We start from the raw sequence: 21,931 nt of genomic DNA, 5'->3' as shown, positions 1-21,931 counted from the left end.
GCTTGCGGGGCTTGCCCTAGGTAAAGAGCAGTGCCCCAGCGTGCCGGCTTCGAGGCCATTGCGCACGCTCCACCGAAGAATCCAGCGACCGGCCCGCCACTTGCGCCGAACGGAGGTTAGACCATGCTTCAGAAAACCAGCCATTTCATGCGGCAGGCCAATCTCATCAACGGCGAATGGGTGCAGGCCGACAGCGGCCAGACGCTCGACGTCAACAACCCGGCCACCGGCCTCAAGATCGGCACCGTGCCGAAGTCGGGCAAGGCGGAGACCCGCCGCGCCATCGAGGCCGCCCATGAGGCCTTCAAGACCTGGCGCAAGACCACCGCGCTCGAGCGCTCGAAGCTGCTGCGCAAGCTGCACGATGCGATGATGGACAATCAGGACGTGCTGGCCGAACTCCTGACCATCGAGCAGGGCAAGTCGCTGTTCGAATCCAAGGGCGAGATCGGCTCGGCCGCGTCCTATATCCTCTGGTTCGCCGAGGAAGGCCGCCGCACCTATGGCGACGTCGTGCCGTCGCCGTGGGCGGACCGCCGCATCCTGGTGACCAAGGAGCCGGTCGGCGTCATCGCCGCCATCACGCCGTGGAATTTCCCGTCCTCGATGCTCGCCCGCAAGCTCGGCCCGGCGCTGGCCGCCGGCTGCACCGCCGTGGTCAAGCCGGCGACGCAGACGCCCTATTCCGGCCTGGCCTGGGGTGCGCTCGCCGAGGAAGTCGGCTTCCCCAAGGGTGTCGTCAACATCCTGACCGGTGCTGCCGCCGAAATCGGCGACGAGATCTGCGCCAATCCGCTGGTGTCGAAGATCACCTTCACCGGCTCGACCGAGATCGGCAAGATGCTCATCCAGAAGTCGTCGGTGACCGTCAAGAAAGTGTCGATGGAACTCGGCGGCAATGCGCCGTTCATCGTCTTCGACGACGCCGATATCGAGCGTGCCGTCGCCGGCGCGATCACTGCCAAGTACCGCAATTCGGGCCAGACCTGCGTTTGCACCAACCGCTTCCTGGTACAGGCCGGCGTCTATGACAAGTTCGTCGAGAAGCTGGCGGCCGCCAGCGACGGACTGAAGGTCGGTTCCGGCCTCGAAGAGGGCGTGCAGCAGGGGCCGCTGATCGACGAGAAGGCGGTCGAGAAGGTCGAGGAGATGATCGCCGACGCGACGTCCAAGGGCGGCAAGGTCGTCGCCGGCGGCAAGCGCCATGCGCTGGGCGGCTCGTTCTTCCAACCGACGGTGATCGCCAACGCGACGCCGAAGATGCGCTTCATGAAGGAAGAGATCTTTGGGCCGGTCGCGCCCGTGTTCAAGTTCGAGACCGAGGAAGAGGCCGTCGCTCTGGCCAACGACACCGAATTCGGCCTTGCCTGCTATTTCTACACCGGCGATCTCGGCCGCGCCTTCCGGGTCATGGAAGGGCTGAAATACGGCATGGTCGGCGTCAATGAGGGTCTCATCACCACGCCGGAAGCGCCGTTCGGCGGCGTCAAGGAATCGGGCCTCGGCAAGGAAGGCGGACATCAGGGCATCGAGGACTATCTCGACACAAAATATGTCTGCATCGGCGGCCTCGGCCTCTGATGGCCATCGGAAGAGTGGGGCAGGCGTAAGCCTGCCCTTTCGATACGTCAAACCCGGCCGAAAGACGACAACCGGCCGAAGTCGATAGATCAACGAACTGACTTTCGGGCATGACGATGAAGGACGGCGAGGTCTTCGGTACGACGCAGGCGGGCGACGCCGTCCGCCGCTTCACCATCCGTGGCGGCGGCCTCACCGCCAACATCATCGGGCTTGGCGCAATCATCCAGGATCTGCGTCTCTCCGGACACGATGCGCCGCTGGTACTGGGCTATGACCGTTTCGAGCCGTACGAGACCGACAGGGCGTTCTTCGGCGCGGTCGTCGGGCGCTTTGCCAACCGCATCCGCGACGGCCGCTTCACCATTGCCGGCAATCGCTACCAGACGGAGCGCAACTTCCTCGACAAGCACACGCTGCATGGCGGCTCGCAAGGCTATTTCCACCGGCCATGGACCGTCTCGCTGCATGGTAGGGATTTCGTCACACTGACCCTGCACGACCCCGACGGTACGATGGGCTTTCCGGGCGCGCTCGACGTGACCTGCACCTACCGGCTGAAGATCCCAGGGACGCTTAGCGTCGAACTGACCGCGACCTGCGAGGAGCCGACACTGTGCAATCTCGCGCAGCACTCCTATTTCAACCTCGACGATGGCGGCGACGGCGACATCCTCGACCACCGGCTGATGCTCAATGCCGGCGCCTACACGCCGATCGATGGCGAGATGATCCCGACCGGCGCGGTCAAGCCGGTGGACGGCACACCCTTCGACTTCCGCCAGGCGCGACCGCTGCGCATGGAAAGCGAGGGCGAGCAGCTTCCCTACGATTTGAATTTCTGCCTCGCTCCGACACGCGGCCCTTTGAAGCAGGCTTCCTGGGCGCAAGGGGCGACTTCCGGCGTCGAGATGGAGGTCTGGACCACGGAGCCCGGCCTGCAGCTCTATACCGGCCAGTACCTGACGCCGTCCTCGCAAGGGCTGGACGGGCGCCAGTACAAGGCTTTCTCGGGCTTCTGCCTGGAAGCACAGGTCTGGCCGGATGCGCCGAACCGGCCCTATTTCCCGCAAGCCACGCTGTGGCCGGGCCAGATCTACCATCAGGTGACGGAATACCGGTTCCGTTTGCCTTAGGTTGCGAAAGCAATCCTTAGGGTCTCGAATGGTGCCAGTGCGCCGCGCACTTGCACGACGGCGGCGGCGACGCGATGCGCGCGTTGTGCAGCCGCTTCGGGAGCGTGGCCGGCGAGCCGAGCAGCGAGGTAGCCGCCATTGAAGGAATCGCCGGCGCCGGTCGTGTCGACAGGGGTTGCGACATGCACCGCTGGAACCAGCTGAAAGGCTCCGTTCGTCGCGATAAGCGCCGCTTCCTCGCCGTTCTTGACGACGACTTCGCCAACCAGCTTTCCCAGCCGCTCAGCGGTCGCCTGCGGCGTGGTATCGCCAAACAGCATCTGCTCGTCGGGAAAGGTCGGCAGGGCGATGTCGGTGACGGCAAGCGCTTCGAGGATTGCGGCCTGCGCGTCCTCGCGATTGCGCCACAGGCGTGGCCGGTAATTGGGATCGAAGGCGACGAGCGAACCGGCAGCGCGGGCCTTGGCCACCGCCGCCAGCAATGTCTTGCGCGCGGCATCGTCCAGAATTGCGAGGGTGATTCCAGAAAAGTAGACAAGCGCCTGATCTTCAAGGCTTTTTGCCAGTGCGGCCGGATCCGAGGCAAGCTGCCTGGCGGCAGCGTCGGCGCGCCAGTAGGTGAAGGCACGTTCGGCGCCGGTCAGTGTGATGGCATAAAGGCCGGGCCGGGCGCCCGCGATGACCGGGCTCTGGCCGATGCCGATGCCATTTTCGGCGAAGAAAGCGATCTGCCCCTGCGAGAACGGGTCGTCGCCGAAGGCAGAAACGTAGGTTGCTGGTCGGTCGCTGCTCAGCGCATGCAGCGCCCATAGCGTGTTGAACGTGTCTCCGGCAAAGCCCAAGCGCCAGTTCGGCCCCGCCTGGCCCGACAGCTCGAGCATGCACTCACCGACCGAGGCGATTCCCGCCATGTATCTCTCTCCAGATAATTTTGCTGCTGTAGCTTTTTGCGACCGGCAGCGCCATGCTTGGCGCAGGCCGTTTTTTGCGCCAGAAGCGTTTTCCCACAGCGGTGGGGACGCGATCCGCCCGCTACAACGTTGTCTTGGAAAAGGAACCGGTTTGGCATCCCTATGGCGTTATCTTCTCGCGGGCCTCGGTCTGGCCGCCTTGCTGGTCGGCATACTGGCGATCGTCTACCTGACCGCCCCGCAGACGGCGCCGGGTGCCGACACGTCGCGCTCGAAGACGACGGCGAACGGGCTGTTCGTCGCCAGTTTCCAACCGGAGCGCGGCGTCGTCAGGCAGGGCGAACTGCAATCCTGGCTGCTGACGCTGAAGACGGTCAAGGGTGTGCCGGTGGAGGGTGCTGCGATCACGGTTTCCGGCGGCATGCCGCTGCACAGTCACGGCCTGCCGACCAGCCCGCAGGCGACCGACTATCTGGGAGAGGGGCGCTACCGTATCGATGGGCTGAAATTCACCATGAGCGGCTGGTGGCAATTGCGTTTCGCCATTTCCGCGGCGGCCGGCTCCGATACGGTCGTCTTCAATTTGGTGCTGTGAACTAGATGAACCGCCGTCTCTTGTGTCTTCTCGTGCTGGCGGTGATGGCCATGATTGCCGGCTGCGGCAAGCCGGAGTTTTCCGATGCCGAGAAGAAAACCATTGCCTCGCTGGCGTTGAACACGTTGCCGGCGCTGAAGCCCGACACCACCAACCGTTTTGCCGACGTTCCAGCTGCCGCCGCACTTGGCTCGACGCTGTTCTTCGATCAGGGCATGAGCCGCGACGGCACGGTCTCCTGCTCGACCTGCCACAAGATCGACCGCCAGTTCCAGGACGACCTGCCGCAAGCAGTCGGCGTCGGCCGCACCAACCGCCGCACCATGCCGCTGGCCGGTGTCGCGCGCGATCCCTGGTTCTTCTGGGATGGGCGGCGCGACAGCCTGTGGGCTCAGGCGCTGACGCCGCTGGAAAATCCGCTTGAGCATGCGGGCAACCGCGCCGCCTTCGCGCATTACATCAAGAAGCGTTTCGGCGAGCGCTACGAGCGCATCTTCGGGCCGCTGCCTGATCTTTCGAGCGTGCCTGCCAATGCCAGCCCGCTCGGCACCGATGCCGAGAAGGCGGCATGGAAAACCATGCCCGCCAGCCAGGCCGAGGACGTCAATCGTGTCTTCGCCAATATCGGCAAGGCGATCGCCGCCTTCGAGCGATCCATCGAGCCGCCGCCGACACGCTTCGACCGCTTTGCCATCGACCTGTCATCGGGGGCAAAGCCGCAAGGCGACGACGCCTTTTCGGCGGAGGAGATCCTTGGGCTGAAACTGTTCATCGGCAAGGCCAATTGCGTGACCTGCCACAACGGCCCGCGCTTCAGCGACAACAGCTTTCACAACACCGGCGTGCCGCCGGTCGCGGACCTGCCGCCGGATCGCGGCCGCATCGATGCCGTGTCGCAGGTCGAGGCCGATCCGTTCAACTGCTTCGGCGCCTTTCGCGACGGCGACGACAACGCCTGTCGCGAGCTGCGCTTCATGGTCAAGACAGGGCCGGAACTGATCCGCGCCTACAAGACGCCGTCTCTGCGAGGTGCAGCGACGCGACCGCCCTATATGCATGCCGGGCAGTTTTCCTCGCTCGAGGAGGTGGTGGCGCATTATTCGAAGGCGCCGGCAAGCGTCGAAGGCACGTCCGAAGTCCACCCGCTTGAGCTTTCGGACCGTGAACGAGCAGCACTGGTGGCGTTTTTGAAGACGCTGGCCGAGTGAGTCAGCGGTCCTTGACAGTCTCCATCGCCACGAAGGTCGAGGTCTGGGCGACGTGGGGGAGCGCCGAGATGCGCTCGCCGAGCACACGGCGATAGGCGGCGATGTCGGTGGTGCGGACCTTGAGAAGATAGTCGAAGCTCGATGCCATCATGTGGCACTGTTCGATCTCCGGCACCGCCTGTACGGCGCGGTTGAAGGCGTCGAGGGCAGCTGAACGCGTGTCCGACAATTTCACCTGGACAAAGGCGACATGGCCTTCGCCCATGCGCTCGCGGTCGATGATCGCCTGATAGCCCCTGATGAAGCCATCCTTCTCCAGCCGCTTGACCCGCGCCTGGACCGGTGTCTTCGACAGGCCGACCTTTGCCGCGAGTTCCGACATGGAAAGCCGGCCGTCACGCGCCAGCGCCGACAGGATATTCCGGTCGATGCGGTCCAATTGATCTTCGGTCATCGATTTCGCGGTCAAATTGGTGGGATACTGGCGCAAATGATAGATCAATCGATCTGCCTTGTCGATTTCTTTGGACCGACCGAAATCCTCAACTGTGCTAGTTTGCGCCATTCGGTCCGGTGACCGCCGGTCCGCTTCCTCTTGCTCGTTCACAGGACCGCCATGCCAGCGCTCGATGCCATCCGCCAGCAGATCCGTGCCAACTATCTGCCAGACGAAGATCAGGCGGTGAAGCGGCTGGCCGAGGCGACAGAACTGTCGACGAAGGACCGCAACGCGATCTCGACCCGTGCCGCCGATCTGGTGCGGGCGGTGCGCGGCTCGTCCGATCCCAGGCTGATGGAAGTCTTTCTCTCCGCCTATGGCCTGTCGACCAAGGAAGGCGTGGCGCTGATGTGCCTGGCCGAGGCGCTGCTGCGGGTGCCCGACACCGAGACGATGGACGACCTCATCGCCGACAAGATCGCGCCGCACGACTGGTCGGCGCATTCGGGTGGCTCGAGTTCGATCTTCGTCAATGCCTCGACCTGGGCGCTGATGCTGACCGGGCGCGTGCTCGACGAAGGCGAGGGCGGCATCGAAGGCACGCTGCGCGCCATGGTGCGCCGGCTCGGCGAACCGGTCATCCGCAAGGCGGTCGCTGCTGCCATGCGCGAAATGGGCGAGCAGTTCGTGCTCGGCCGCAGCATCGCCGAGGCCGTCAAGCGTGGCCGGCCGATGACGCAGAAAGGTTATCTCTATTCCTTCGACATGCTGGGCGAGGCGGCCCGTACCGAGGCCGACGCGCTGCGCTATCATAAGGCTTATGCCGACGCCATTTCCTCGCTCGACTCCGGCTCCAATGGGCCGGACATCCGCCAGAACCATGGCATCTCGGTCAAGCTGTCGGCGCTGCATCCGCGCTACGAGGTGGCGCAGAAGGAAAAGATGCTGCCGGTCATGGCCGAGCGGCTGTTGTCGCTGGCGCTGGCGGCGCGGCATTCGCGCATGGGCCTCAACATCGACGCCGAGGAGGCCGACCGCCTCGATCTGTCGCTCGACGTCATCGAGCGCGTGCTGGCAGAGCCGGAGCTCGCCGGCTGGAACGGCTTTGGCGTCGTCGTCCAGGCCTATGGCCCGCGCGCGGCTTTCGTCATCGACTGGCTCTATGCACTGGCCAGGAAATACGACCGCACCATCATGGTGCGGCTGGTCAAGGGTGCCTATTGGGACACCGAGATCAAGCGGGCGCAGACGCTCGGGCTCGACGGCTATCCGGTCTTCACCCGCAAGGCCAACACCGACGTCTCCTACATTGCCTGCGCGAAGAAGCTGCTGTCGATGACCGACCGCATCTATCCGCAGTTCGCCACCCACAATGCCCATACCGTGGCCGCCATCCTGTCGATGGCGACGAACCGCGATGCCTTCGAGTTCCAGCGCCTGCACGGCATGGGCGAGGCGCTGCACGAGACGGTACGCCAGGCCGAAGGCACGCGCTGCCGCATCTATGCGCCGGTCGGCGCCCATTCCGACCTTTTGGCATATCTGGTCCGCCGGCTGCTGGAGAACGGCGCCAATTCGTCGTTCGTCCACCAGCTCACCGACGAGGAGGTCGAGCCCGAGGACATCGCCCGCGATCCGCTCGAAACGGTGGCGAGGCAGGGTCCGGCCGCCAATCCGGCAATCGCCCGGCCTTTTGCCATCTTTGGGGGTGGACGCCGCAACTCCAGGGGATTCGATATCACCGATACGGTGACGCTGGCCGCGATCGAAAAGGCGAAGGCGGAATTTGCCGGATCGGACCGCTGGCATGCCAAGCCGATCACCCGCGCCGCCGGCTACGGCAAGCAGCGCCCCGTTGCCAATCCAGCAAAGCCGGACGAAGTAGTGGGCTCTATCCACGAGGCAGACGCCAAGCAGGTCGCGACCGCCGTGCGCATCGCCGTGGAGGCGCAGCCGGCATGGGCGAAACGTCCCGTCGCCGAGCGCGCCGCGATCCTCAACCGCGCTGCCGATCTCTATGAGGCCAATTCCGTCGAGTTCTTCGCGCTCGCCACTCGCGAGGCGGGCAAGTCACTCGCCGACGGCGTTGCCGAAGTGCGCGAGGCGGTCGACTTCCTGCGCTATTACGCCGCTGAGGCGGTCAATGCCGAGAGCGGCACGCAGGCGCGTGGCGCGATCGTCTGCATTTCGCCGTGGAATTTTCCACTCGCTATCTTCACCGGCCAGATCGCAGCCGCGCTGGTGACCGGCAATTCGGTGATCGCCAAGCCGGCCGAGCAGACACCGCTGATCGCCTTCCGCGCCGTCGAAATGCTGCGTGAGGCCGGCGTGCCTGAAGATGTCATCCAGCTGCTGCCGGGCGATGGTCCGTCGGTCGGCGGACCGCTGACCGCCGATCCGCGCATTGCCGGCGTCTGCTTCACTGGCTCGACCGAGGTCGCCAAGCTGATCGAGAAGCAGCTGGCCGAGACCGCCGCGCCCGACGCCATGCTGATTGCCGAGACCGGCGGGCTGAACGCCATGATCGTCGATTCCACCGCACTGCCCGAACAGGCGGTGCGCGACATCCTCGCCTCGGCCTTCCAGAGCGCCGGTCAGCGCTGCTCGGCCTTGCGTGTGCTCTATGTGCAGAAGGACGTCGAGAAGAAGATGCTGGAGATGCTGAAGGGCGCCATGGAAGCGCTCAACCTCGGCAATCCGTGGCAGATTTCGACCGATGTCGGCCCGGTCATCGACGACGAGGCGCAGGCCTCGATCCAAGACTATTGTACGAAAATGGGCCAGCAGGGCCGGCTGATCGCCAAGCTCGAAGCGCCGACGAGCGGCCGCTTTGTCGCGCCGCATGTGTTTCGGGTCAAAGGCATCGAGGAGATGGAGCGCGAGGTGTTCGGGCCGGTGCTGCACGTCGCGACGTTCGACGCCGACGAGATCGACGCCGTCATCGCCGCCATCAACCGCAAGGGCTATGGCCTGACTTTCGGCCTGCATACTCGCATCGAGGGCCGCGCCCAGCATTTCGTCGACGGCATCCATGCCGGCAACATCTATGTCAACCGCAACCAGATCGGCGCCGTGGTCGGCTCGCAGCCCTTCGGCGGCGAGGGGCTTTCGGGCACTGGGCCGAAGGCCGGCGGTCCGCATTATCTGAGGCGCTTCCGCAAGGGGCCGGAGGCTGGCACGCATTTGGAGGAAGGCCATAAGGTGACGGCGACCGAGCTTGCCGACAATCTGCCCGATCCGACGCTTGGCGGCTGGTCGACGCGGCCTGACCGCGTCGCCATCCTGCGCAAGCATCTGCGCGGCAAGGGTGCTGCGGCCATAGGTGCTGCCGCCAGCATCGATTTCGGCCAGGTCGACCTGCCCGGGCCGACCGGCGAAGCCAACACGCTGTCGCTGTCGCCGCGTGGTCGGGTGCTCTGCCTGGGGCCGGATGCCGATACGCTGCTGGCCCAGACGATCCAGGCGCTTGCCGCCGGCAACGCCGTGCTTGCGGTAGCGCCCGGTGCGCCGGCGGCACTGTCGGCGCTGACCGGCAAGGGCCTGCCGCTGGCGGCCATAGACGGCCGCCCTGATCCGGTCGAGGCGCGTTCGCTGCGCGTCGACGTCGTCGCCTTCTCCGGCACGCCCGAGGCCGCGCGCATCGTGCGCAAGGTCATCGCCGAGCGCAGCGGCCCGATCGTGCCTTTAGTCAGCGAGGTGCTCAACCCGGCGGCCTATGCGCATGAAAGGGCTGTCTGCGTCGACACCACGGCGGCGGGCGGAAATGCCAGCCTGCTGGCGGCCGCCTAGGTTTTCGTACTTCGCTCGCCTGCGTCGAGTTGCAAAGCAAAAGCAGCCGGATGAAACATGGGTGGCAATTCGAGCGGGCGAGGCCGATCAGATGGAAGACACGTCTCCACCGTTTGAGCTGCCGCGCGTGGCGGTGGTCATCACCTGCTACAATTACCGCCGATACGTCGAACAGGCGATCCGCTCGGTGTTGGCGCAGACCTACCGGAACTGGGACTGCGTCATCGTCGACGATGCCTCGACCGACGGCTCGGCCGAACATGTCCGAGAACTCCTCCAGGCGATTGGCGACCCGCGCCTGCGGCTGCTCGCGCGCTCGGAGAATGGCGGGCAGATCGCGGGATTTCGCGATGGCTTTGCCGCGACCGACGGGCCTTTCGTTGCATTCCTCGATGCCGACGACATCTGGCTGCCGAATTTCTTGCTTGCGCATCTGTCGGCGCATCTCAACGCGACGCGATCGGCGTCGCTATCCAGCTCCGATGTTTTCTTCGTCGATAGCGAGCGGACCTTGCTCGCGAGCACCTATGTCGTGCTGCGCAAACCGCGATCGGAACCGGAGGCGGCCGGGATCGGCATTCCGGCCTTCAGGCAGCTTGGCGCGATGGCTGGCGAGCTTGCCTATCAATCGGACCATCCGGTGACCTATTTCGGACCCGGCGCCTATGGCTGGATGTGGGCGCCGACCTCGTCGATGGTTTTCCGGCGCGGTGCGCTGGAACCGGTTCTGGCGTTCCCGTTTCGGGTGACGATAGGGACCGACTATTTTGCCGCGACATGCGCGCATCTGGTTGCTGGCAGCCTGATCCTGTCCGAGAGCCTCGGCCTCTACCGTCTGCATGGCGCCAACGCATCGGCCGGCACTGCCTATGCCGGCGGCCATGTCCAGCAATCGCCGACCTATCTTGCCCTTGAAGCGACCATGGGCGCGGATGTCCTCGACTATGTGCTGGCCCATGCGGAGCGGCTGCGCGCCATCAACGGCAGGGATTTCGTGCCCGGGTTCCTGACGCAGCATGTCAGGCGGTTCGGCACTCTGGCCGCCGATCCCCGGCTGACGCCGTTTCTCGGTCGCAAGGACCGCCGGCGACAGCTGCGCAAGCGCTTCACGCGGAGGGTGCGGCGGCTGTTCGGTTGGGCGCCACGCTGACACCGTTGCCCGGCGAAGCTTCAGATCTCTTCGGGTGCGCAGCCGAATTTCAGCAAATTGCCGTGCGGGTCCCGGACGTAGAACTCCTTCATGTTCCATGGCCGCACGGTGAACGGGCTGAGCTTCTCGACGCCGCGCGCCGAAAATTCGGCGTGCAGCGCCGGCACCTCGCTACCCCTGATGTAGCAGGATGAAACTTCGGGTAGTTTGCGGTCGTCGCTCTTCCAGAAATGGATCTCGATTTCGCCGCGGCGAACGATCAGATAGTCGTCCATCCCCGGCCCGACGATGCCGAAACCGAGCTCGTCGCAATAGAAATCGCGCGTCGCCGCGATGTCGGGCGAGGGCAGGACCGGGATGCTGCGGGCCGGGTCGGCCGCGAGCGATGCCATCTCAGGCGCCCTCGACGACGGAAAAGCCCTCGAATTGCGGATGGCCGAGATAATGCACCTTCGATGTGCCGGCGTTGCGGTGCGCGGCGCGGAAATTCTCGGACTTGGTCCAGGCGATGAAATCCTCATGGCTCGCCCACACTGTGTGCGAGGCAAAGAGCGTGTAGCCTTCCGCTTCGTTGGCCGGGCCGCGCAGCAGATGAAATTCCCTGAAACCTTTCATCTCGGACAGGCTGGAATCGCGGTTCCTCCAGACGTCCTCGAAGGCGGTTTCCGAGCCGTTCTGGACCTTGAAGCGGTTCATGGCGATGTACATTGGGTTCCTTTCGGGATTGCGAATTGTTATGTTTGATGGAGGTCTGAAACGACGAGGTCGAGGCTCTTAAAACGGACCGATCCGCGCTTTGAACACCCAACTTGACCTGCCGGTCTCGGGTGGAATGGGAGGGAACGGTGCTTGCTGGCGCACCAATGTCAAAGCGAATTGATCAAGCTCGGCAGAACCTGAACTTTCGGCAAGCTGCAAGTCGCTGATGCTGCCGTCGGCCATGACAACGAAAACGACCCTGGCATTGTTGCGAGCCTTCGCCTGCACGGATTTCGAAACGCGACGATTGGCGCGGGCAAGCTTCTTCTGAATTTCACCGCTGTAGCGGGATTCCATCGCATTGCCTGCCGCGGCCCGCTTTTTGCCTTTGCTGGAAATCACCGCCTGATCGCGTTCCTCGCCATCTGCCGCGCCACGCGAATCGTTTGTTTTGCTTGTTCCTCCAAGCCCGGCTGTTGCGCTTGGCCTCGCGCTCGGGACCGGTGGCTGCCCGATATCGGCTGGCGGCGCCTCGGTACTTTGCGTCTGGATCGCAGGCGATGCCGGTGGTTCGCCGGTTGCAGCGACATTCTGGTCGTCCTGGCGCGGGGTGGCGGCCGTCAGTATGTCCGGAGCGTGCGTTGGTTGCTTGGCGGCTTCCGACGGCGGCTTAGGCGCGGCCGCCTCCTTTGCTGGTTGAGGTGTGTCGGTTGGCGGCGTGGATTGAACGGCCACAGGCTTGGCTGGCCGCGGGTCGGGCACCAAGGTAACGTCCATCACGCCCGGTGCCTTGCCATCCAGGGCGCTGCCGACCACGTCAGCGCCTGATTGATCGGTGCCTTCGGCCTGTACTTCATCCCTGGAATCGAATGTCCCGGCGGGTGTGATCATAAATACCGCCGCAGCAGCGGCATGGAGCAGGCAGGAGGCGATGATCGCCATCGTCCATTTGCGGTTCCAGGCTGATGGCCGCGCGGGTGCAATCGGCTCGGCCGGCGGGATCGCCAGCTCGCTGCCGGCGTTGGGGAGGGGGCTGATGTCCTGCATGTCTCGCGGCGAGAACTGCCGCGAGCGACGTGGTATTGTCAAATCAAGATCAATTGCCGCACGTGGCTGGGCAAAGAAGCCGGGCAGCGGCCATCAGCGCACGATGCCGAGCGGCAAGGTGAACGCCCAGCTCGATCGGCCGGCATCCGCCGGGATGGGGGGGAAGGGGGCTGCGCGGCGTATGACCGCGAGTGCAGCCGCGTCGAGTTCAGTCGACCCGGAACTGCGTGCGACGCGGATGCCACCGACCCCGCCACTGGCGCTGACGACGAAGGTCACCTGCACATCGTTGCGCGCCTTCGCCCGCGCGGAACTAGGCATGCCGCGCAACGCGCGCCGCAGTTTGGCGGCCACTTTGCCCGGATAGTTGGACACGGACGCATTGCCAACGCCGGATTTCCCGCCCTGGCTTTTGCTCGTTGTCCTGCCGTCGGCCTCACCCTCGGCAACGCCGCGCCTGGCGTCGGCCGCATTCTGGCCGCCGGAGCCGGACTTGACCTGTTTGGCAGCCGCCTTTTCCGCATTCTTCTGCTCGCTAGCCTGTTTCTTTTGTGCTTCAGCCTTCTGCGCCTTCTTGGTCGGCTTTTTCGCAGGCTCGGCTTTCCTGGGCTTCGCAGGCGGGGGCTTCTTTTCCGCAGGCGCCGGTTGCGGCTCCGTCTCAGCCGGAACCTTTTCGGAGGTTTCGACGGGTGGCGTTTTCTCGGGGGGCGTTTCGGTTGCCTCGACTGTCGTCGTCGACGGTTCCGCGGGCCTCTGAACGGCGTTGTCGTCTTCGACCGGCTGCAGCCGATCGACCACCAGGATCTCGGGCAGGGGATTGACGATCGCGGCCGTCGCCGGCTCGTCGGGGACAGGATCGACTCGGTCGGGTGTGATTGCGGGCCGATCCGGTGTCTCTCGCAGAGGCTCCAGCGTCGCCGTGTCCGGCGTCTCTGCTTCGGTGACCGGCTGGGTCGTTTCGATCGCGACCGGTTGCGCTTCCACAGTCTGCACTGGCTTTGGATCGAGCATGGTGACCAGCGTCACCTTGGTCGCCTCCAGCGGGGCTTCCGTCATGTCGCCGGCCGCCGACTGGTCCTCCGGCGCGTTGCCGAGCAACATGATGCCGGACTGGTCGGCGCCCTCGATCAGAACGGGCTCATCGCCTGTGGCAAGGAACGCCATTGCCGCCGCCGCGTGAAGGACGCAGGAGAAAACCACAGCGGCTTTCCATTTGCGCCTTGGCTGCCGTGTCCGCTTGACGCCCAGCGGCTCGGCCGGTGTCGTGGTCAGCTCACCGCTGGTATCGGCGATATAGTTTTTCTCCGGCGTGTCGCGCAGCGAAGACTGCAGCGAGCCGTGCGGAATGGTGAAATCGGGATCGTCCGGCTCCTGCGGCAAAACAAAAGGCCCGGCCAGGGGCCAGGCCATGGTGTTTTGCGAGAATGCCGGTTCCAGCCCCAACGTCGCACCCTCTCACAGGCCGAAGGCGATGCCGGTCTTGGTCGTGGTCTTCAGGCTGCGCAGGCATGTGGCCGGCTCGACGCCGGCGCCCACGCACTCCGTCGCACTGTTGATCAGCACGCGGCCGAGCTTGGCGCAGTCGGTGCCGGCGAGATCGAAACGCGTCACCTTGGTCTTGCTGGCCGGCAGATCCTTGAAATCAAGGACGGTCAGCCGGTCGACCACGCCTGCATCGTTGAACAAGGCGATCTCGAACGCCGCCTTGGAAAGGTCGGCGCCGAGATTGTTGGCAACCACGAAGGTCAGCCGGCAACCTTTGTCGGAGGGTTGCGCGCCGTTGAGCTCGAGGGAGAGCCCCTGGCCCGGCGCGGTGCCCTCGGCATGCGCTGGGCCGACCACGGCGGCGACGACAGTCGCCGCGCTCAGGAAGTGCGTCATAGCCGCCGTGATTTTCATCATTCTCACCAGTCCAGTTGTTTTGCCAATGTCAGCTTGAAGGTTCGGCCCTTGGCGTAGTCGAGCGCCAATGCGTCGCGGTAGTAGGCGTTGAAGATGTTGTTGATGCCGAACTGCGCCTGCCAGCCCTCGAACTGGCCGGATTGCGGCTTCCACGAAGTGAAGACGTCCACAATGGTCCAGGCATCCGCCGTCTTCGGCAAAGCGACCGTGCCCTGAATGCTGTTTGGAGTCTCGAATGCGTGGGTCACGCGGCCGCCGAACTCCAGGTCGCGATCCGGCAAGCGTCCGCCCAATGAAAACACGATCTTATGGGAGGGGATGGTCGTGAGCGGGTTGCCGTAGGTCGAGCCGGGCACCAAGTTCTCTCGCACCCAGTACGAGCCTCTGCAGCAGGGTCACGCGCCCCTTTTTTTCCGCTTCGTTCGTCTGCGTTTCCTGGGCTTTTGCGCCATGCATCCCAACAAATACCGTCACCGCCGCTCCGCTTAGCAGAGCAGCCATATTCCTTGCCACCGGCCCCATCACCCCAACTCCAAATCCAGGTTCAATGCTGGCTGGCGCGGCGCTCGCTGGCATTTCTCATCGTGTCCGGCATCTTAAATGTTGACTCATTTAGTCCTGTATTGCACTGACTAGTAAACATGATTATTAGAGTCAAGAAATGAATCGGCATTTTACGCAGGCGCCCGGCCAGGTGGCCGGCACAGGAAGGGACCGAACAGATGAACACGCATAATCCCAGTGACTTTCGCTATCGCGTCCGCCGTTCCGACGACAGTTCTGTCCGCTATGACCGGGTTCCATTGGCGGTGAGGACGTTGTCCAGCAACACGCTGTTCCAGGGCGAGCACGAGATCGGCATCGAACATCACGGCGCGCTCTACCGGCTGAAGATCACCCGCCAGGGCAAGCTGATCCTCAACAAGTAGGTTTCAGGAAAAGTAGGGGGCTAGGACATGGATCAGCGCGTGAAACCGTCGCCGTATGAAATCCGGCGAGCGCGGGAAGACAATCCCAAAACGCGCGAGCGCGATCTCGCCGCCCAGCTCGGCATTTCCGAGGCCGAGCTCGTCGCGGCGCATTGCGGCGACGGCGTCGTGCGCGTCGAGCCGCGTGTCAACGATCTTCTGACCGGCCTCGAGGCCGTGGGCGAGGTGATGGCGCTGACCCGCAACGAAAGCGCGGTGCACGAGAAGATCGGCATCTACGACAAGGTCGTCACCGGCAACCACAATGCCATGGTGTTGGGCGAGAACATCGACCTGCGCATCTTCCCGAAAATCTGGGCACACGGCTTTGCCGTCGAAAAGCGCGACGGTGGCGACATCCGTCGCAGCCTGCAGTTCTTCGACGCGGCAGGCGAGGCTGTGCACAAGGTGCATCTCAGACCCGCATCCAACCTCTACGCCTATCAGAAGCTGGTGGCAGGGCTGGAATCGTCGAACCAGGAACCGACCGTGGCGGTCTCGGCAAGCGGCGCCGAGGAGGAGAACGAGGTTCAGGGCGCCGTGGCCAGTGTCGACGATCTGCGCGACCGCTGGAGCAGGCTGACCGACGTGCACCAGTTCTTCGGCATGCTGAAGACGCTCAAGCTCAGCCGTCGCCAGGCGGTGCGCATGGTCGGCCAGGACTATGCCTGGCTGGTCGACAATGACGCCGTCGGCGCCATGTTCCACCACGCCGCCGCCGGTGAATTGCCGATCATGTGCTTTGTCGGCAATCGCGGCTGCATCCAGATCCATTCCGGCCCGGTCAGGTCGATCAAGCCGATGGGCCCGTGGATCAACGTACTTGACGAGACCTTCCATCTGCATCTGCGAACCGACCACATCCACGAGGTCTGGGCAGTGCGCAAGCCGACCAAGGACGGGCATGTCACCTCGCTCGAGGTTTATGGCGCCGACGGCAGGATGATCATCCAGTTCTTTGGCAAGCGCCATGAAGGCGAGGGCGAACGCGACGACTGGCGATTCCTGGCCGAGAACCTGCCACGCATTCCAAGCCCGACCGCAGCCTGAGGACGACGATAATGGCTTTGTTTCCCAGGCTCTCGGGTTTGCTCAGGCTGACGATCGGATCGGTGATCGGTCTGACGCTGGTCATGGCTCCGCCGTCGGCTCGCGCCGGCGAAAGTACAGGCGTCTTTGCCGATACATCGAAGATCGCGGCAATCGGCGGCTCCATCACCGAGATCGTCTATGCGCTCGGCGAGCAGAGCCATCTGGTCGCCCGCGATTCGACCAGCTGCTATCCGGAGGCCGCACTCCAGCTGCCTGACGTCGGCTATATGCGCCAGCTGTCGCCGGAAGGCGTGCTGTCGGTCAATCCGTCGGGCATCCTGGCATTGCACGGCAGCGGCCCAAAGGAAGCCCTCGACGTGCTGAAAAAGTCGAGCATCCCCTTCATCGAGGTGCCCGATCGCTATGACCATGAGGGCATCCTCGAAAAGATCCGTATCGTCGGCAAGGCGATCGGCGCCGATGCCAAGGCCGCCGAACTGGCGGTCGAGACCGATGCCAAGCTGAAGGCAGCGGAAAAGCAGACCGCTTCGATCAAGGACCGCAAGCGCATCCTGTTCGTGCTGTCGATGCAAGGCGGCAAGATCCTGGCATCAGGCACCGACACCGCCGCCGACGGCATCATCAAGCTCGCCGGCGGGGTCAACGCGATCGGCGGCTTTTCCGGCTACAAGCAAATGTCCGACGAGGCTGTCATCACCGCGAAGCCGGATGTGATCCTGATGATGAACAATGCCGGGCGTGCCACGCCAGACGAAGAACTGTTCGCCAATCCGGCCATTTCGTCAACGCCGGCCGGTGCCGCGCGCAGGCTGATCCGCATGGACGGCGGCTATCTGCTCGGCTTCGGGCCGCGCACGGCCAACGCCATCCACGACCTTGCCGTCTCGCTCTATGGCAGCCAGGTCACGGACTGAGCGGGTCATCATGGGCGATCAGTCAATCGTCGCTGCGGCGGGAACGATGGCGGCTGCAACAGACGGAGACCGGTCACGACGCGCCCGCTTCGTGATCCTTTTGCTCTGCCTGGGGCTTGTCGTTGCCATGCTGTTGTCGCTGACATCAGGCGCTTCCGACGCGTCGGCCATCGGCGTCATCGGCGACTGGCTGTTCGGCGCGGTGCCGGGCGACCCGGCGCTGAGCGCCCGCGACCGTCTCATCGTCTATGACATCCGTCTGCCGCGCGTCATCCTGGGCGTGCTGATCGGGGCAGCACTCGCCGTGTCCGGCGCGGTGATGCAGGGGCTGTTCCGCAATCCGCTGGCCGACCCCGGCCTGATCGGCGTCTCGGCGGGGTCGAGCCTCGGTGCGGTGGCCGTCATCGTGCTTGGCGCGACGGTGCTGGCGCCGCTCACGCTGGCATTCGGCACGCTCGCCTTGCCGCTGGCAGCCTTCTGCGGCGGGTTGGCGACGACCTTGCTGCTCTATCAGGTCGCGACACGGCAAGGCCGAACCTCGGTCGCAACCATGCTGCTTGCCGGCATCGCGCTGGCGGCGCTTGCCATGGCGCTGACCGGCATCCTGATCTTCATGGCCGACGACCGACAGCTGCGCGACCTGACCTTCTGGCAACTCGGCTCACTGGCCGGCGCGACCTGGCAGAAGATCGGTTCCGTCGGGCCGGTCATCGTGCTGGCGCTGGCGGCGATGCCGTTCCTGGCGCGTGGCCTCAATGCGCTGGCGCTCGGCGAAGCGACCGCCGGCCATCTCGGCATTCCGGTCCAGCGGCTGAAATACACCGCGATCGTCGGTGTCTCGGCAGCAGTCGGCGCATCCGTCGCGGTCAGCGGCGGTATCGGTTTCGTCGGCATCGTCGTGCCGCATCTGTTGCGCCTGCTGATCGGCCCCGACAATCGCTACCTGCTGCCGGCGTCGGCGCTGCTCGGCGCGTCGCTGCTGCTGCTGGCCGACGCCGTCGCGCGCACCATCGCGGCGCCCGCGGAACTGCCGATCGGCATCGTCACCGCGGTTGCCGGCGCGCCGTTCTTCCTCTGGATCCTGCTGCGCAAGCGCGGCGTCATCGACCTGTGAGTGCGCAATGATAGAAGCACGCGATGTCTCGGTGGCGATCGGCGGCAAGCGTATCGTGGCCAATGTCGATTTTGCCACGCGGCCGGGCGAGATCGCGGCCATCGTTGGCCCCAATGGATCTGGCAAGACGACCTTCCTCAAGGCATTGTCCGGCGATCTTGCCTATTCGGGCGCGGTCGCCATCAATGGTCGCGACTTGTCCGCGATGAAGCCGGTCGAGGCAGCGACGCTGCGCGCCGTGCTGCCGCAGGCAACGACGCTGTCCTTTCCCTTCACGGTGCGCGAGATTGTCAGGCTCGGCCTCCTCGGCGGGCGTTCGGGCGGGCTGCCCGGCGAGGACGATCGCCTGCCCGAGCGGGCGCTGGCGCGGGTCGACCTCGAGGGTTTTGCCGGGCGTTTCTACCAGGAGCTTTCGGGCGGCGAGCAGCAGCGCGTTCAGCTTGCGCGCTTGTTGTGCCAGGTCTGGGCGCCGGTGCTGGACGGCAAGCCGCGCTATCTGTTTCTCGACGAGCCGGTTTCCAGCCTCGACGTCAAGCACCAGCTGATCATCATGAACATCGCCCGCGACTTCGCCAGACGCGGCGGCGGCGTGATCGCCATCCTGCACGACCTCAATCTGACGGCCATGTATGCAGACCGCATCCATGTCATGCATGGCGGACGGCTCGCCGCCGCCGGCGCGCCGCAAGACGTGCTCAGCGACGAGTTGATCGAGAAGGTCTTCGATTGCCGGCTGAGGGTCGGCGTGCTGCCGGCCGCGAATATGCCGTTCGTTCTGCCGCAGTCTGCGGCCTAGCCAAGCGAAATCAGGCGGCTGGCGCGCGGCGCTCCAGCATGTCGATGCCGAGCAGATGCCGCACGTTCGGGCGCGCGGCCACCAGGTCGGCAATCGTGTAGCGCGACAGCACCGCAAAGAAGGCGTTGAGCGCCTCGCGCAGCGCCGAATTCAGCGCGCAGCTGTCGACCAGCGGGCATTCGGCCGCGTCGTTCTCGAAGCACTCGGCCATGGCGAAGCTCTCTTCTGTCACCCGCACGACGTCGAACAGGCTGATCTGCTCGGCGGCGCGGCCTAGCCTGACGCCGCCATTCCTGCCACGTACCGTCTCGACCAGGCCATTCTCCACCAGCGGCTGCAGGATCTTGAACAGGAAAAGCTCCGACACCGAATAGGCAGCTGCGATCTCGGGGATGCGGCTCAGCCGATCGGAGTTGGCGGCGCAATACATCAGGATGCGCATGGCGTAATTGGTCTGGCGCGTAAGCCGCATTTTGTCCTCACGAAGCAGTAGCTTGGGTTCAATATGGCCTATACCTTGGAACAATTCCAGACTGGCGGCGCATAATAGATGAATAACCTCGTCAACTTTATGTGCATGACCGGGCGGACTTGTGACCCGGATGCCGTGTCGCGGGCATTTGGCCGGGACCGATCCTAAATAAGATCGCAACACCGATCAGGAGCGGCTCGACCCATGTCACCACCAGTCCAGGTTCTTGCACCGGCTGCCGCCGTTCGCATCGACATCGATGCCGAAACGAAGCTCTCAGCGCTGAGACGCACCAAGTTCGCGGCCACCGCAGCGCTCGTGCTCTGCGTCCTCATCTTCGCCCTGGCCAAGTCGTTCGAGGGCACCTACCCATGGCTTGGGTTTGTCGCTGCCTTTGCCGAGGCGGCGACCATCGGCGGGCTGGCCGACTGGTATGCGGTGGTGGCGCTGTTCAAGCGGCCGCTCGGCCTGCCGATCCCGCACACCGCCATCATCCCCGAAAATCAGAACCGCATCGCCGACAATCTCGGCCGCTTCATCGAGGTCAATTTCCTGGCGCCTGAGCCGGTGCGCGAGAAACTGGCCGAAGTGGACTTTTCCGCGCTCGTCGCCGACTGGCTGGCCGATGCCGAACGCGCGGCCGGCCTGTCGCGCTTCGTCGCCCGGCTGGTGCCGCAAACGCTCACAGCGGTCGAGCAATCCGGCCTGCGCGGCTTCGTCACCAGCCGCATGCTGGAGCAGATCGACAAGGTGCCGCTGGCGCCGCTGGCGGCCGAGTTGCTATCGGCGCTGACCGACGACCGCCGCCACCAGAAACTGTTCGACGAATTCACGAGGGTGATCGGCCGCTTCCTCAACGACGAGGAGGCGCTGGCAACCATGCGCGAGAAGATCCGCGAGGAACTGCCGTCGCTGTTCAACCTGTTTCGTGCCGACGCCTATCTTTTGAAGAAGATCGTCGCGTCCGCCGGCTCGCTGCTCGACGAGGTGCGGGCCGATCCCGATCACCTGATGCGCGCCGAATTCGACCGTTTCGCGCGGACCTTCATCGAGCGGCTGAGGACGTCAAAGCAATATGCCCGGCGTGCCGAGCAGTTGAAGCGCGATTTCCTGGCCCGGCCAGAGGTGAAGTCACTGGCCGGCGACATGTGGGAGAGCCTCAGCCGGTTCATCGAGCAGGACGCCAAGGCGCCGAATTCGATGATCCGCGCCCATCTCGCGGCCATGTTCGTCGAGGTCGGCCGCCATCTGGCCAGCGACGCGCAGATCAGGGCCGATATGAACCAGGGGTTCGTCGTGGCGCTGTCGTCCTTCGTCGAAAGCCAGAAGAGCGGCGTGTCGAAATTCATCGCCGACCAGGTCAGGCGCTGGGATCTTGCCCAGCTCACCCGGCTGATCGAAATGAACATCGGTCGGGATCTGCAATACATCCGCTTCAACGGCATGGTCATCGGCGGATTTGCCGGCATAACGCTTTATACGATCGAGCGATTGTTCCTCGTCAATTGACGCGGGCGCGTCATGCTCTATTCTTCCAAGAGGGTTAGTATTCGCGGCAGACTGGGGAGCAAACGACTATGGCAAAACAACCGGAATCCGACTCATTCCTGGACATGTTCAGCAGATTCGGCCGTGACCTGAAGGTGCCGAATGTCGACATAGAAGCGATCCTCAGCCACCATCGCAAGAACCTCGAAGCGCTGGAGAAGTCGGCCAGGGCGGGTGCGGCCGGGGCGACCTCGCTGCTCTCCAGGCAGCGCGAGATGCTGCAGGACACGCTGCGCGAAGTCGCCGATATGGCGCAGAACTACCGGGCGCCGGGCAATCCGCAGGAGCTGATGGCAAAGCAGGCGGAGTTCGCGCGGAAATCCTTCGAGGCCGCGCTGAAGAATGCCGGCGAGGTGTCCGAACTGGTCCGGAAATCCGGCACCGAATCCGTCGAGATCCTGCGCGAGCGCATCAAGGAAGCGATGGCGGAAATCCGCTCCGGCTATGAGAAGAAATAGTCGGTTCCGTACCAAAGCCGTTTTCCCTGGTTCGCCCTTGAAGCTGGGGATGAAGACCATCGAGCAGCTGGAAATGTTCAGCCGCAGGCTTTTCGTGCGTCGAAATGAATCCTGACGCGGCCTGAGGATGTTGAAGTGGAATCGCTCGCGG

22 protein-coding genes are annotated in these 21,931 nt (G+C 64.4%); 13 read left to right on the top strand and 9 right to left on the bottom strand.

What is annotated here, in order from left to right:
• Positions 1 to 123 precede the first annotated feature (123 nt).
• Positions 124 to 1,581 carry an NAD-dependent succinate-semialdehyde dehydrogenase gene (locus tag ACSQ3Z_RS15420; RefSeq protein WP_436172195.1) on the top strand — a complete coding sequence of 486 codons (1,458 nt, stop codon included), beginning with the start codon at positions 124 to 126 and terminating at the stop codon, positions 1,579 to 1,581.
• A gap of 110 nt (positions 1,582 to 1,691) precedes the next feature.
• Positions 1,692 to 2,717, top strand: a complete 1,026-nt coding sequence (locus ACSQ3Z_RS15415) for an aldose epimerase family protein (RefSeq protein WP_436172194.1) — start codon at positions 1,692 to 1,694, stop codon at positions 2,715 to 2,717.
• Here the strand turns inward: ACSQ3Z_RS15415 and ACSQ3Z_RS15410 are convergent.
• On the bottom strand, positions 2,714 to 3,628 hold the full coding sequence (locus ACSQ3Z_RS15410) for a sugar kinase (protein WP_436172193.1): 915 nt from the start codon (positions 3,626 to 3,628) through the stop codon (positions 2,714 to 2,716). The two genes, ACSQ3Z_RS15415 and ACSQ3Z_RS15410, sit on opposite strands and share 4 nt — an antisense overlap.
• Positions 3,629 to 3,779: 151 nt before the next feature.
• On the opposite strand from ACSQ3Z_RS15410, the gene ACSQ3Z_RS15405 reads away from it, so the two are divergent.
• Both ACSQ3Z_RS15405 and ACSQ3Z_RS15400 read left to right on the top strand, forming a co-directional pair.
• Entirely contained in the window at positions 3,780 to 4,223 is a 444-nt protein-coding gene (locus tag ACSQ3Z_RS15405; protein ID WP_436172192.1) for a FixH family protein, read from the top strand.
• Positions 4,224 to 4,228: 5 nt separating this feature from the next.
• Entirely contained in the window at positions 4,229 to 5,431 is a 1,203-nt protein-coding gene (locus ACSQ3Z_RS15400) for a cytochrome-c peroxidase (protein ID WP_436172191.1), read from the top strand.
• 1 nt (position 5,432) lies between these two features.
• On the opposite strand, the gene ACSQ3Z_RS15395 is transcribed toward ACSQ3Z_RS15400, so the two are convergent.
• Positions 5,433 to 5,885 carry an Lrp/AsnC family transcriptional regulator gene (locus ACSQ3Z_RS15395; RefSeq protein WP_008876371.1) on the bottom strand — a complete coding sequence of 151 codons (453 nt, stop codon included), beginning with the start codon at positions 5,883 to 5,885 and terminating at the stop codon, positions 5,433 to 5,435.
• A gap of 162 nt (positions 5,886 to 6,047) precedes the next feature.
• Here ACSQ3Z_RS15395 and putA point away from each other — a divergent pair, with 162 nt between their 5' ends.
• Both putA and ACSQ3Z_RS15385 read left to right on the top strand, forming a co-directional pair.
• Positions 6,048 to 9,659 carry a bifunctional proline dehydrogenase/L-glutamate gamma-semialdehyde dehydrogenase PutA gene (gene putA / locus ACSQ3Z_RS15390; RefSeq protein ID WP_436172190.1) on the top strand — a complete coding sequence of 1,204 codons (3,612 nt, stop codon included), beginning with the start codon at positions 6,048 to 6,050 and terminating at the stop codon, positions 9,657 to 9,659.
• A 61-nt stretch (positions 9,660 to 9,720) separates the two neighbouring features.
• The gene (locus ACSQ3Z_RS15385) at positions 9,721 to 10,809 is read left to right on the top strand and encodes a glycosyltransferase (RefSeq protein WP_436172189.1); all 1,089 of its coding nucleotides are present in this window, start codon (positions 9,721 to 9,723) and stop codon (positions 10,807 to 10,809) included.
• Positions 10,810 to 10,829: 20 nt separating this feature from the next.
• On the opposite strand, the gene ACSQ3Z_RS15380 is transcribed toward ACSQ3Z_RS15385, so the two are convergent.
• The 6 genes from ACSQ3Z_RS15380 to ACSQ3Z_RS15355 form a co-directional block, all read right to left on the bottom strand.
• A complete protein-coding gene (locus ACSQ3Z_RS15380; RefSeq protein ID WP_436172188.1) occupies positions 10,830 to 11,201 on the bottom strand; it encodes a bleomycin resistance protein in 372 nt (123 codons plus the stop codon).
• A gap of 1 nt (position 11,202) precedes the next feature.
• The gene (locus tag ACSQ3Z_RS15375) at positions 11,203 to 11,517 is read right to left on the bottom strand and encodes an antibiotic biosynthesis monooxygenase family protein (protein ID WP_436172187.1); all 315 of its coding nucleotides are present in this window, start codon (positions 11,515 to 11,517) and stop codon (positions 11,203 to 11,205) included.
• Between the two features lie 66 nt (positions 11,518 to 11,583).
• Entirely contained in the window at positions 11,584 to 12,555 is a 972-nt protein-coding gene (locus ACSQ3Z_RS15370; protein ID WP_436172186.1) for a TonB family protein, read from the bottom strand.
• 93 nt (positions 12,556 to 12,648) lie between these two features.
• Positions 12,649 to 13,965, bottom strand: coding sequence for a TonB family protein (locus ACSQ3Z_RS15365; RefSeq protein WP_436172185.1), 1,317 nt, complete (start codon positions 13,963 to 13,965; stop codon positions 12,649 to 12,651).
• 45 nt (positions 13,966 to 14,010) lie between these two features.
• Positions 14,011 to 14,454, bottom strand: a complete 444-nt coding sequence (locus ACSQ3Z_RS15360; RefSeq protein WP_436173914.1) for a hypothetical protein — start codon at positions 14,452 to 14,454, stop codon at positions 14,011 to 14,013.
• Between the two features lie 5 nt (positions 14,455 to 14,459).
• Positions 14,460 to 14,813 (bottom strand): hypothetical protein, encoded by a 354-nt coding sequence (locus ACSQ3Z_RS15355; RefSeq protein WP_436172184.1) that lies wholly within the window; start codon positions 14,811 to 14,813, stop codon positions 14,460 to 14,462.
• 366 nt (positions 14,814 to 15,179) lie between these two features.
• Between ACSQ3Z_RS15355 and hemP the strand changes: the two genes are divergently transcribed.
• The 5 genes from hemP to ACSQ3Z_RS15330 are packed head-to-tail and all read left to right on the top strand — an operon-like array spanning position 15,180 to position 19,302.
• The gene (gene hemP / locus ACSQ3Z_RS15350; RefSeq protein ID WP_436172183.1) at positions 15,180 to 15,386 is read left to right on the top strand and encodes a hemin uptake protein HemP; all 207 of its coding nucleotides are present in this window, start codon (positions 15,180 to 15,182) and stop codon (positions 15,384 to 15,386) included.
• Between the two features lie 27 nt (positions 15,387 to 15,413).
• Entirely contained in the window at positions 15,414 to 16,475 is a 1,062-nt protein-coding gene (locus tag ACSQ3Z_RS15345) for a hemin-degrading factor (RefSeq protein WP_436172182.1), read from the top strand.
• 11 nt (positions 16,476 to 16,486) lie between these two features.
• Entirely contained in the window at positions 16,487 to 17,392 is a 906-nt protein-coding gene (locus ACSQ3Z_RS15340) for a heme/hemin ABC transporter substrate-binding protein (protein WP_436172181.1), read from the top strand.
• Between the two features lie 10 nt (positions 17,393 to 17,402).
• Positions 17,403 to 18,506, top strand: a complete 1,104-nt coding sequence (locus ACSQ3Z_RS15335) for a FecCD family ABC transporter permease (RefSeq protein ID WP_436172180.1) — start codon at positions 17,403 to 17,405, stop codon at positions 18,504 to 18,506.
• 7 nt (positions 18,507 to 18,513) lie between these two features.
• A complete protein-coding gene (locus ACSQ3Z_RS15330) occupies positions 18,514 to 19,302 on the top strand; it encodes a heme ABC transporter ATP-binding protein (RefSeq protein ID WP_436172179.1) in 789 nt (262 codons plus the stop codon).
• A 10-nt stretch (positions 19,303 to 19,312) separates the two neighbouring features.
• On the opposite strand, the gene rirA is transcribed toward ACSQ3Z_RS15330, so the two are convergent.
• Positions 19,313 to 19,774 (bottom strand): iron-responsive transcriptional regulator RirA, encoded by a 462-nt coding sequence (rirA, locus tag ACSQ3Z_RS15325; protein ID WP_436172178.1) that lies wholly within the window; start codon positions 19,772 to 19,774, stop codon positions 19,313 to 19,315.
• A 204-nt stretch (positions 19,775 to 19,978) separates the two neighbouring features.
• Between rirA and ACSQ3Z_RS15320 the strand changes: the two genes are divergently transcribed.
• Positions 19,979 to 21,283 carry a DUF445 domain-containing protein gene (locus ACSQ3Z_RS15320; RefSeq protein ID WP_436172177.1) on the top strand — a complete coding sequence of 435 codons (1,305 nt, stop codon included), beginning with the start codon at positions 19,979 to 19,981 and terminating at the stop codon, positions 21,281 to 21,283.
• Between the two features lie 68 nt (positions 21,284 to 21,351).
• On the top strand, positions 21,352 to 21,780 hold the full coding sequence (locus tag ACSQ3Z_RS15315) for a phasin family protein (protein ID WP_436172176.1): 429 nt from the start codon (positions 21,352 to 21,354) through the stop codon (positions 21,778 to 21,780).
• Positions 21,781 to 21,931 lie beyond the last annotated feature (151 nt).

The sequence above is a fragment of the Mesorhizobium sp. LjNodule214 genome, assembly GCF_964252735.1.
In the GTDB taxonomy this organism is placed as follows: domain Bacteria; phylum Pseudomonadota; class Alphaproteobacteria; order Rhizobiales; family Rhizobiaceae; genus Mesorhizobium.
The sequence above is the reverse complement of the archived record's forward strand: the minus strand, read 5'-3'. Positions and strand labels throughout refer to the sequence as shown.

Coding starts and splice junctions, on each gene's coding strand:
- ACSQ3Z_RS15420 (WP_436172195.1), top strand. CDS start 124: ATGCTTCAGAAAACCAGCCATTTCATGCGGCAGGCCAATCTCATCAAC.
- hemP (WP_436172183.1), top strand. CDS start 15,180: ATGAACACGCATAATCCCAGTGACTTTCGCTATCGCGTCCGCCGTTCC.
- ACSQ3Z_RS15345 (WP_436172182.1), top strand. CDS start 15,414: ATGGATCAGCGCGTGAAACCGTCGCCGTATGAAATCCGGCGAGCGCGG.
- ACSQ3Z_RS15320 (WP_436172177.1), top strand. CDS start 19,979: ATGTCACCACCAGTCCAGGTTCTTGCACCGGCTGCCGCCGTTCGCATC.
- ACSQ3Z_RS15370 (WP_436172186.1), bottom strand. CDS start 12,555: ATGCAGGACATCAGCCCCCTCCCCAACGCCGGCAGCGAGCTGGCGATC.
- ACSQ3Z_RS15380 (WP_436172188.1), bottom strand. CDS start 11,201: ATGGCATCGCTCGCGGCCGACCCGGCCCGCAGCATCCCGGTCCTGCCC.
- ACSQ3Z_RS15330 (WP_436172179.1), top strand. CDS start 18,514: ATGATAGAAGCACGCGATGTCTCGGTGGCGATCGGCGGCAAGCGTATC.
- ACSQ3Z_RS15415 (WP_436172194.1), top strand. CDS start 1,692: ATGACGATGAAGGACGGCGAGGTCTTCGGTACGACGCAGGCGGGCGAC.
- ACSQ3Z_RS15360 (WP_436173914.1), bottom strand. CDS start 14,454: ATGAAAATCACGGCGGCTATGACGCACTTCCTGAGCGCGGCGACTGTC.
- ACSQ3Z_RS15340 (WP_436172181.1), top strand. CDS start 16,487: ATGGCTTTGTTTCCCAGGCTCTCGGGTTTGCTCAGGCTGACGATCGGA.
- ACSQ3Z_RS15410 (WP_436172193.1), bottom strand. CDS start 3,628: ATGGCGGGAATCGCCTCGGTCGGTGAGTGCATGCTCGAGCTGTCGGGC.
- ACSQ3Z_RS15335 (WP_436172180.1), top strand. CDS start 17,403: ATGGGCGATCAGTCAATCGTCGCTGCGGCGGGAACGATGGCGGCTGCA.
- ACSQ3Z_RS15400 (WP_436172191.1), top strand. CDS start 4,229: ATGAACCGCCGTCTCTTGTGTCTTCTCGTGCTGGCGGTGATGGCCATG.
- ACSQ3Z_RS15365 (WP_436172185.1), bottom strand. CDS start 13,965: ATGGCCTGGCCCCTGGCCGGGCCTTTTGTTTTGCCGCAGGAGCCGGAC.
- rirA (WP_436172178.1), bottom strand. CDS start 19,774: ATGCGGCTTACGCGCCAGACCAATTACGCCATGCGCATCCTGATGTAT.
- putA (WP_436172190.1), top strand. CDS start 6,048: ATGCCAGCGCTCGATGCCATCCGCCAGCAGATCCGTGCCAACTATCTG.
- ACSQ3Z_RS15315 (WP_436172176.1), top strand. CDS start 21,352: ATGGCAAAACAACCGGAATCCGACTCATTCCTGGACATGTTCAGCAGA.
- ACSQ3Z_RS15395 (WP_008876371.1), bottom strand. CDS start 5,885: ATGACCGAAGATCAATTGGACCGCATCGACCGGAATATCCTGTCGGCG.
- ACSQ3Z_RS15375 (WP_436172187.1), bottom strand. CDS start 11,517: ATGTACATCGCCATGAACCGCTTCAAGGTCCAGAACGGCTCGGAAACC.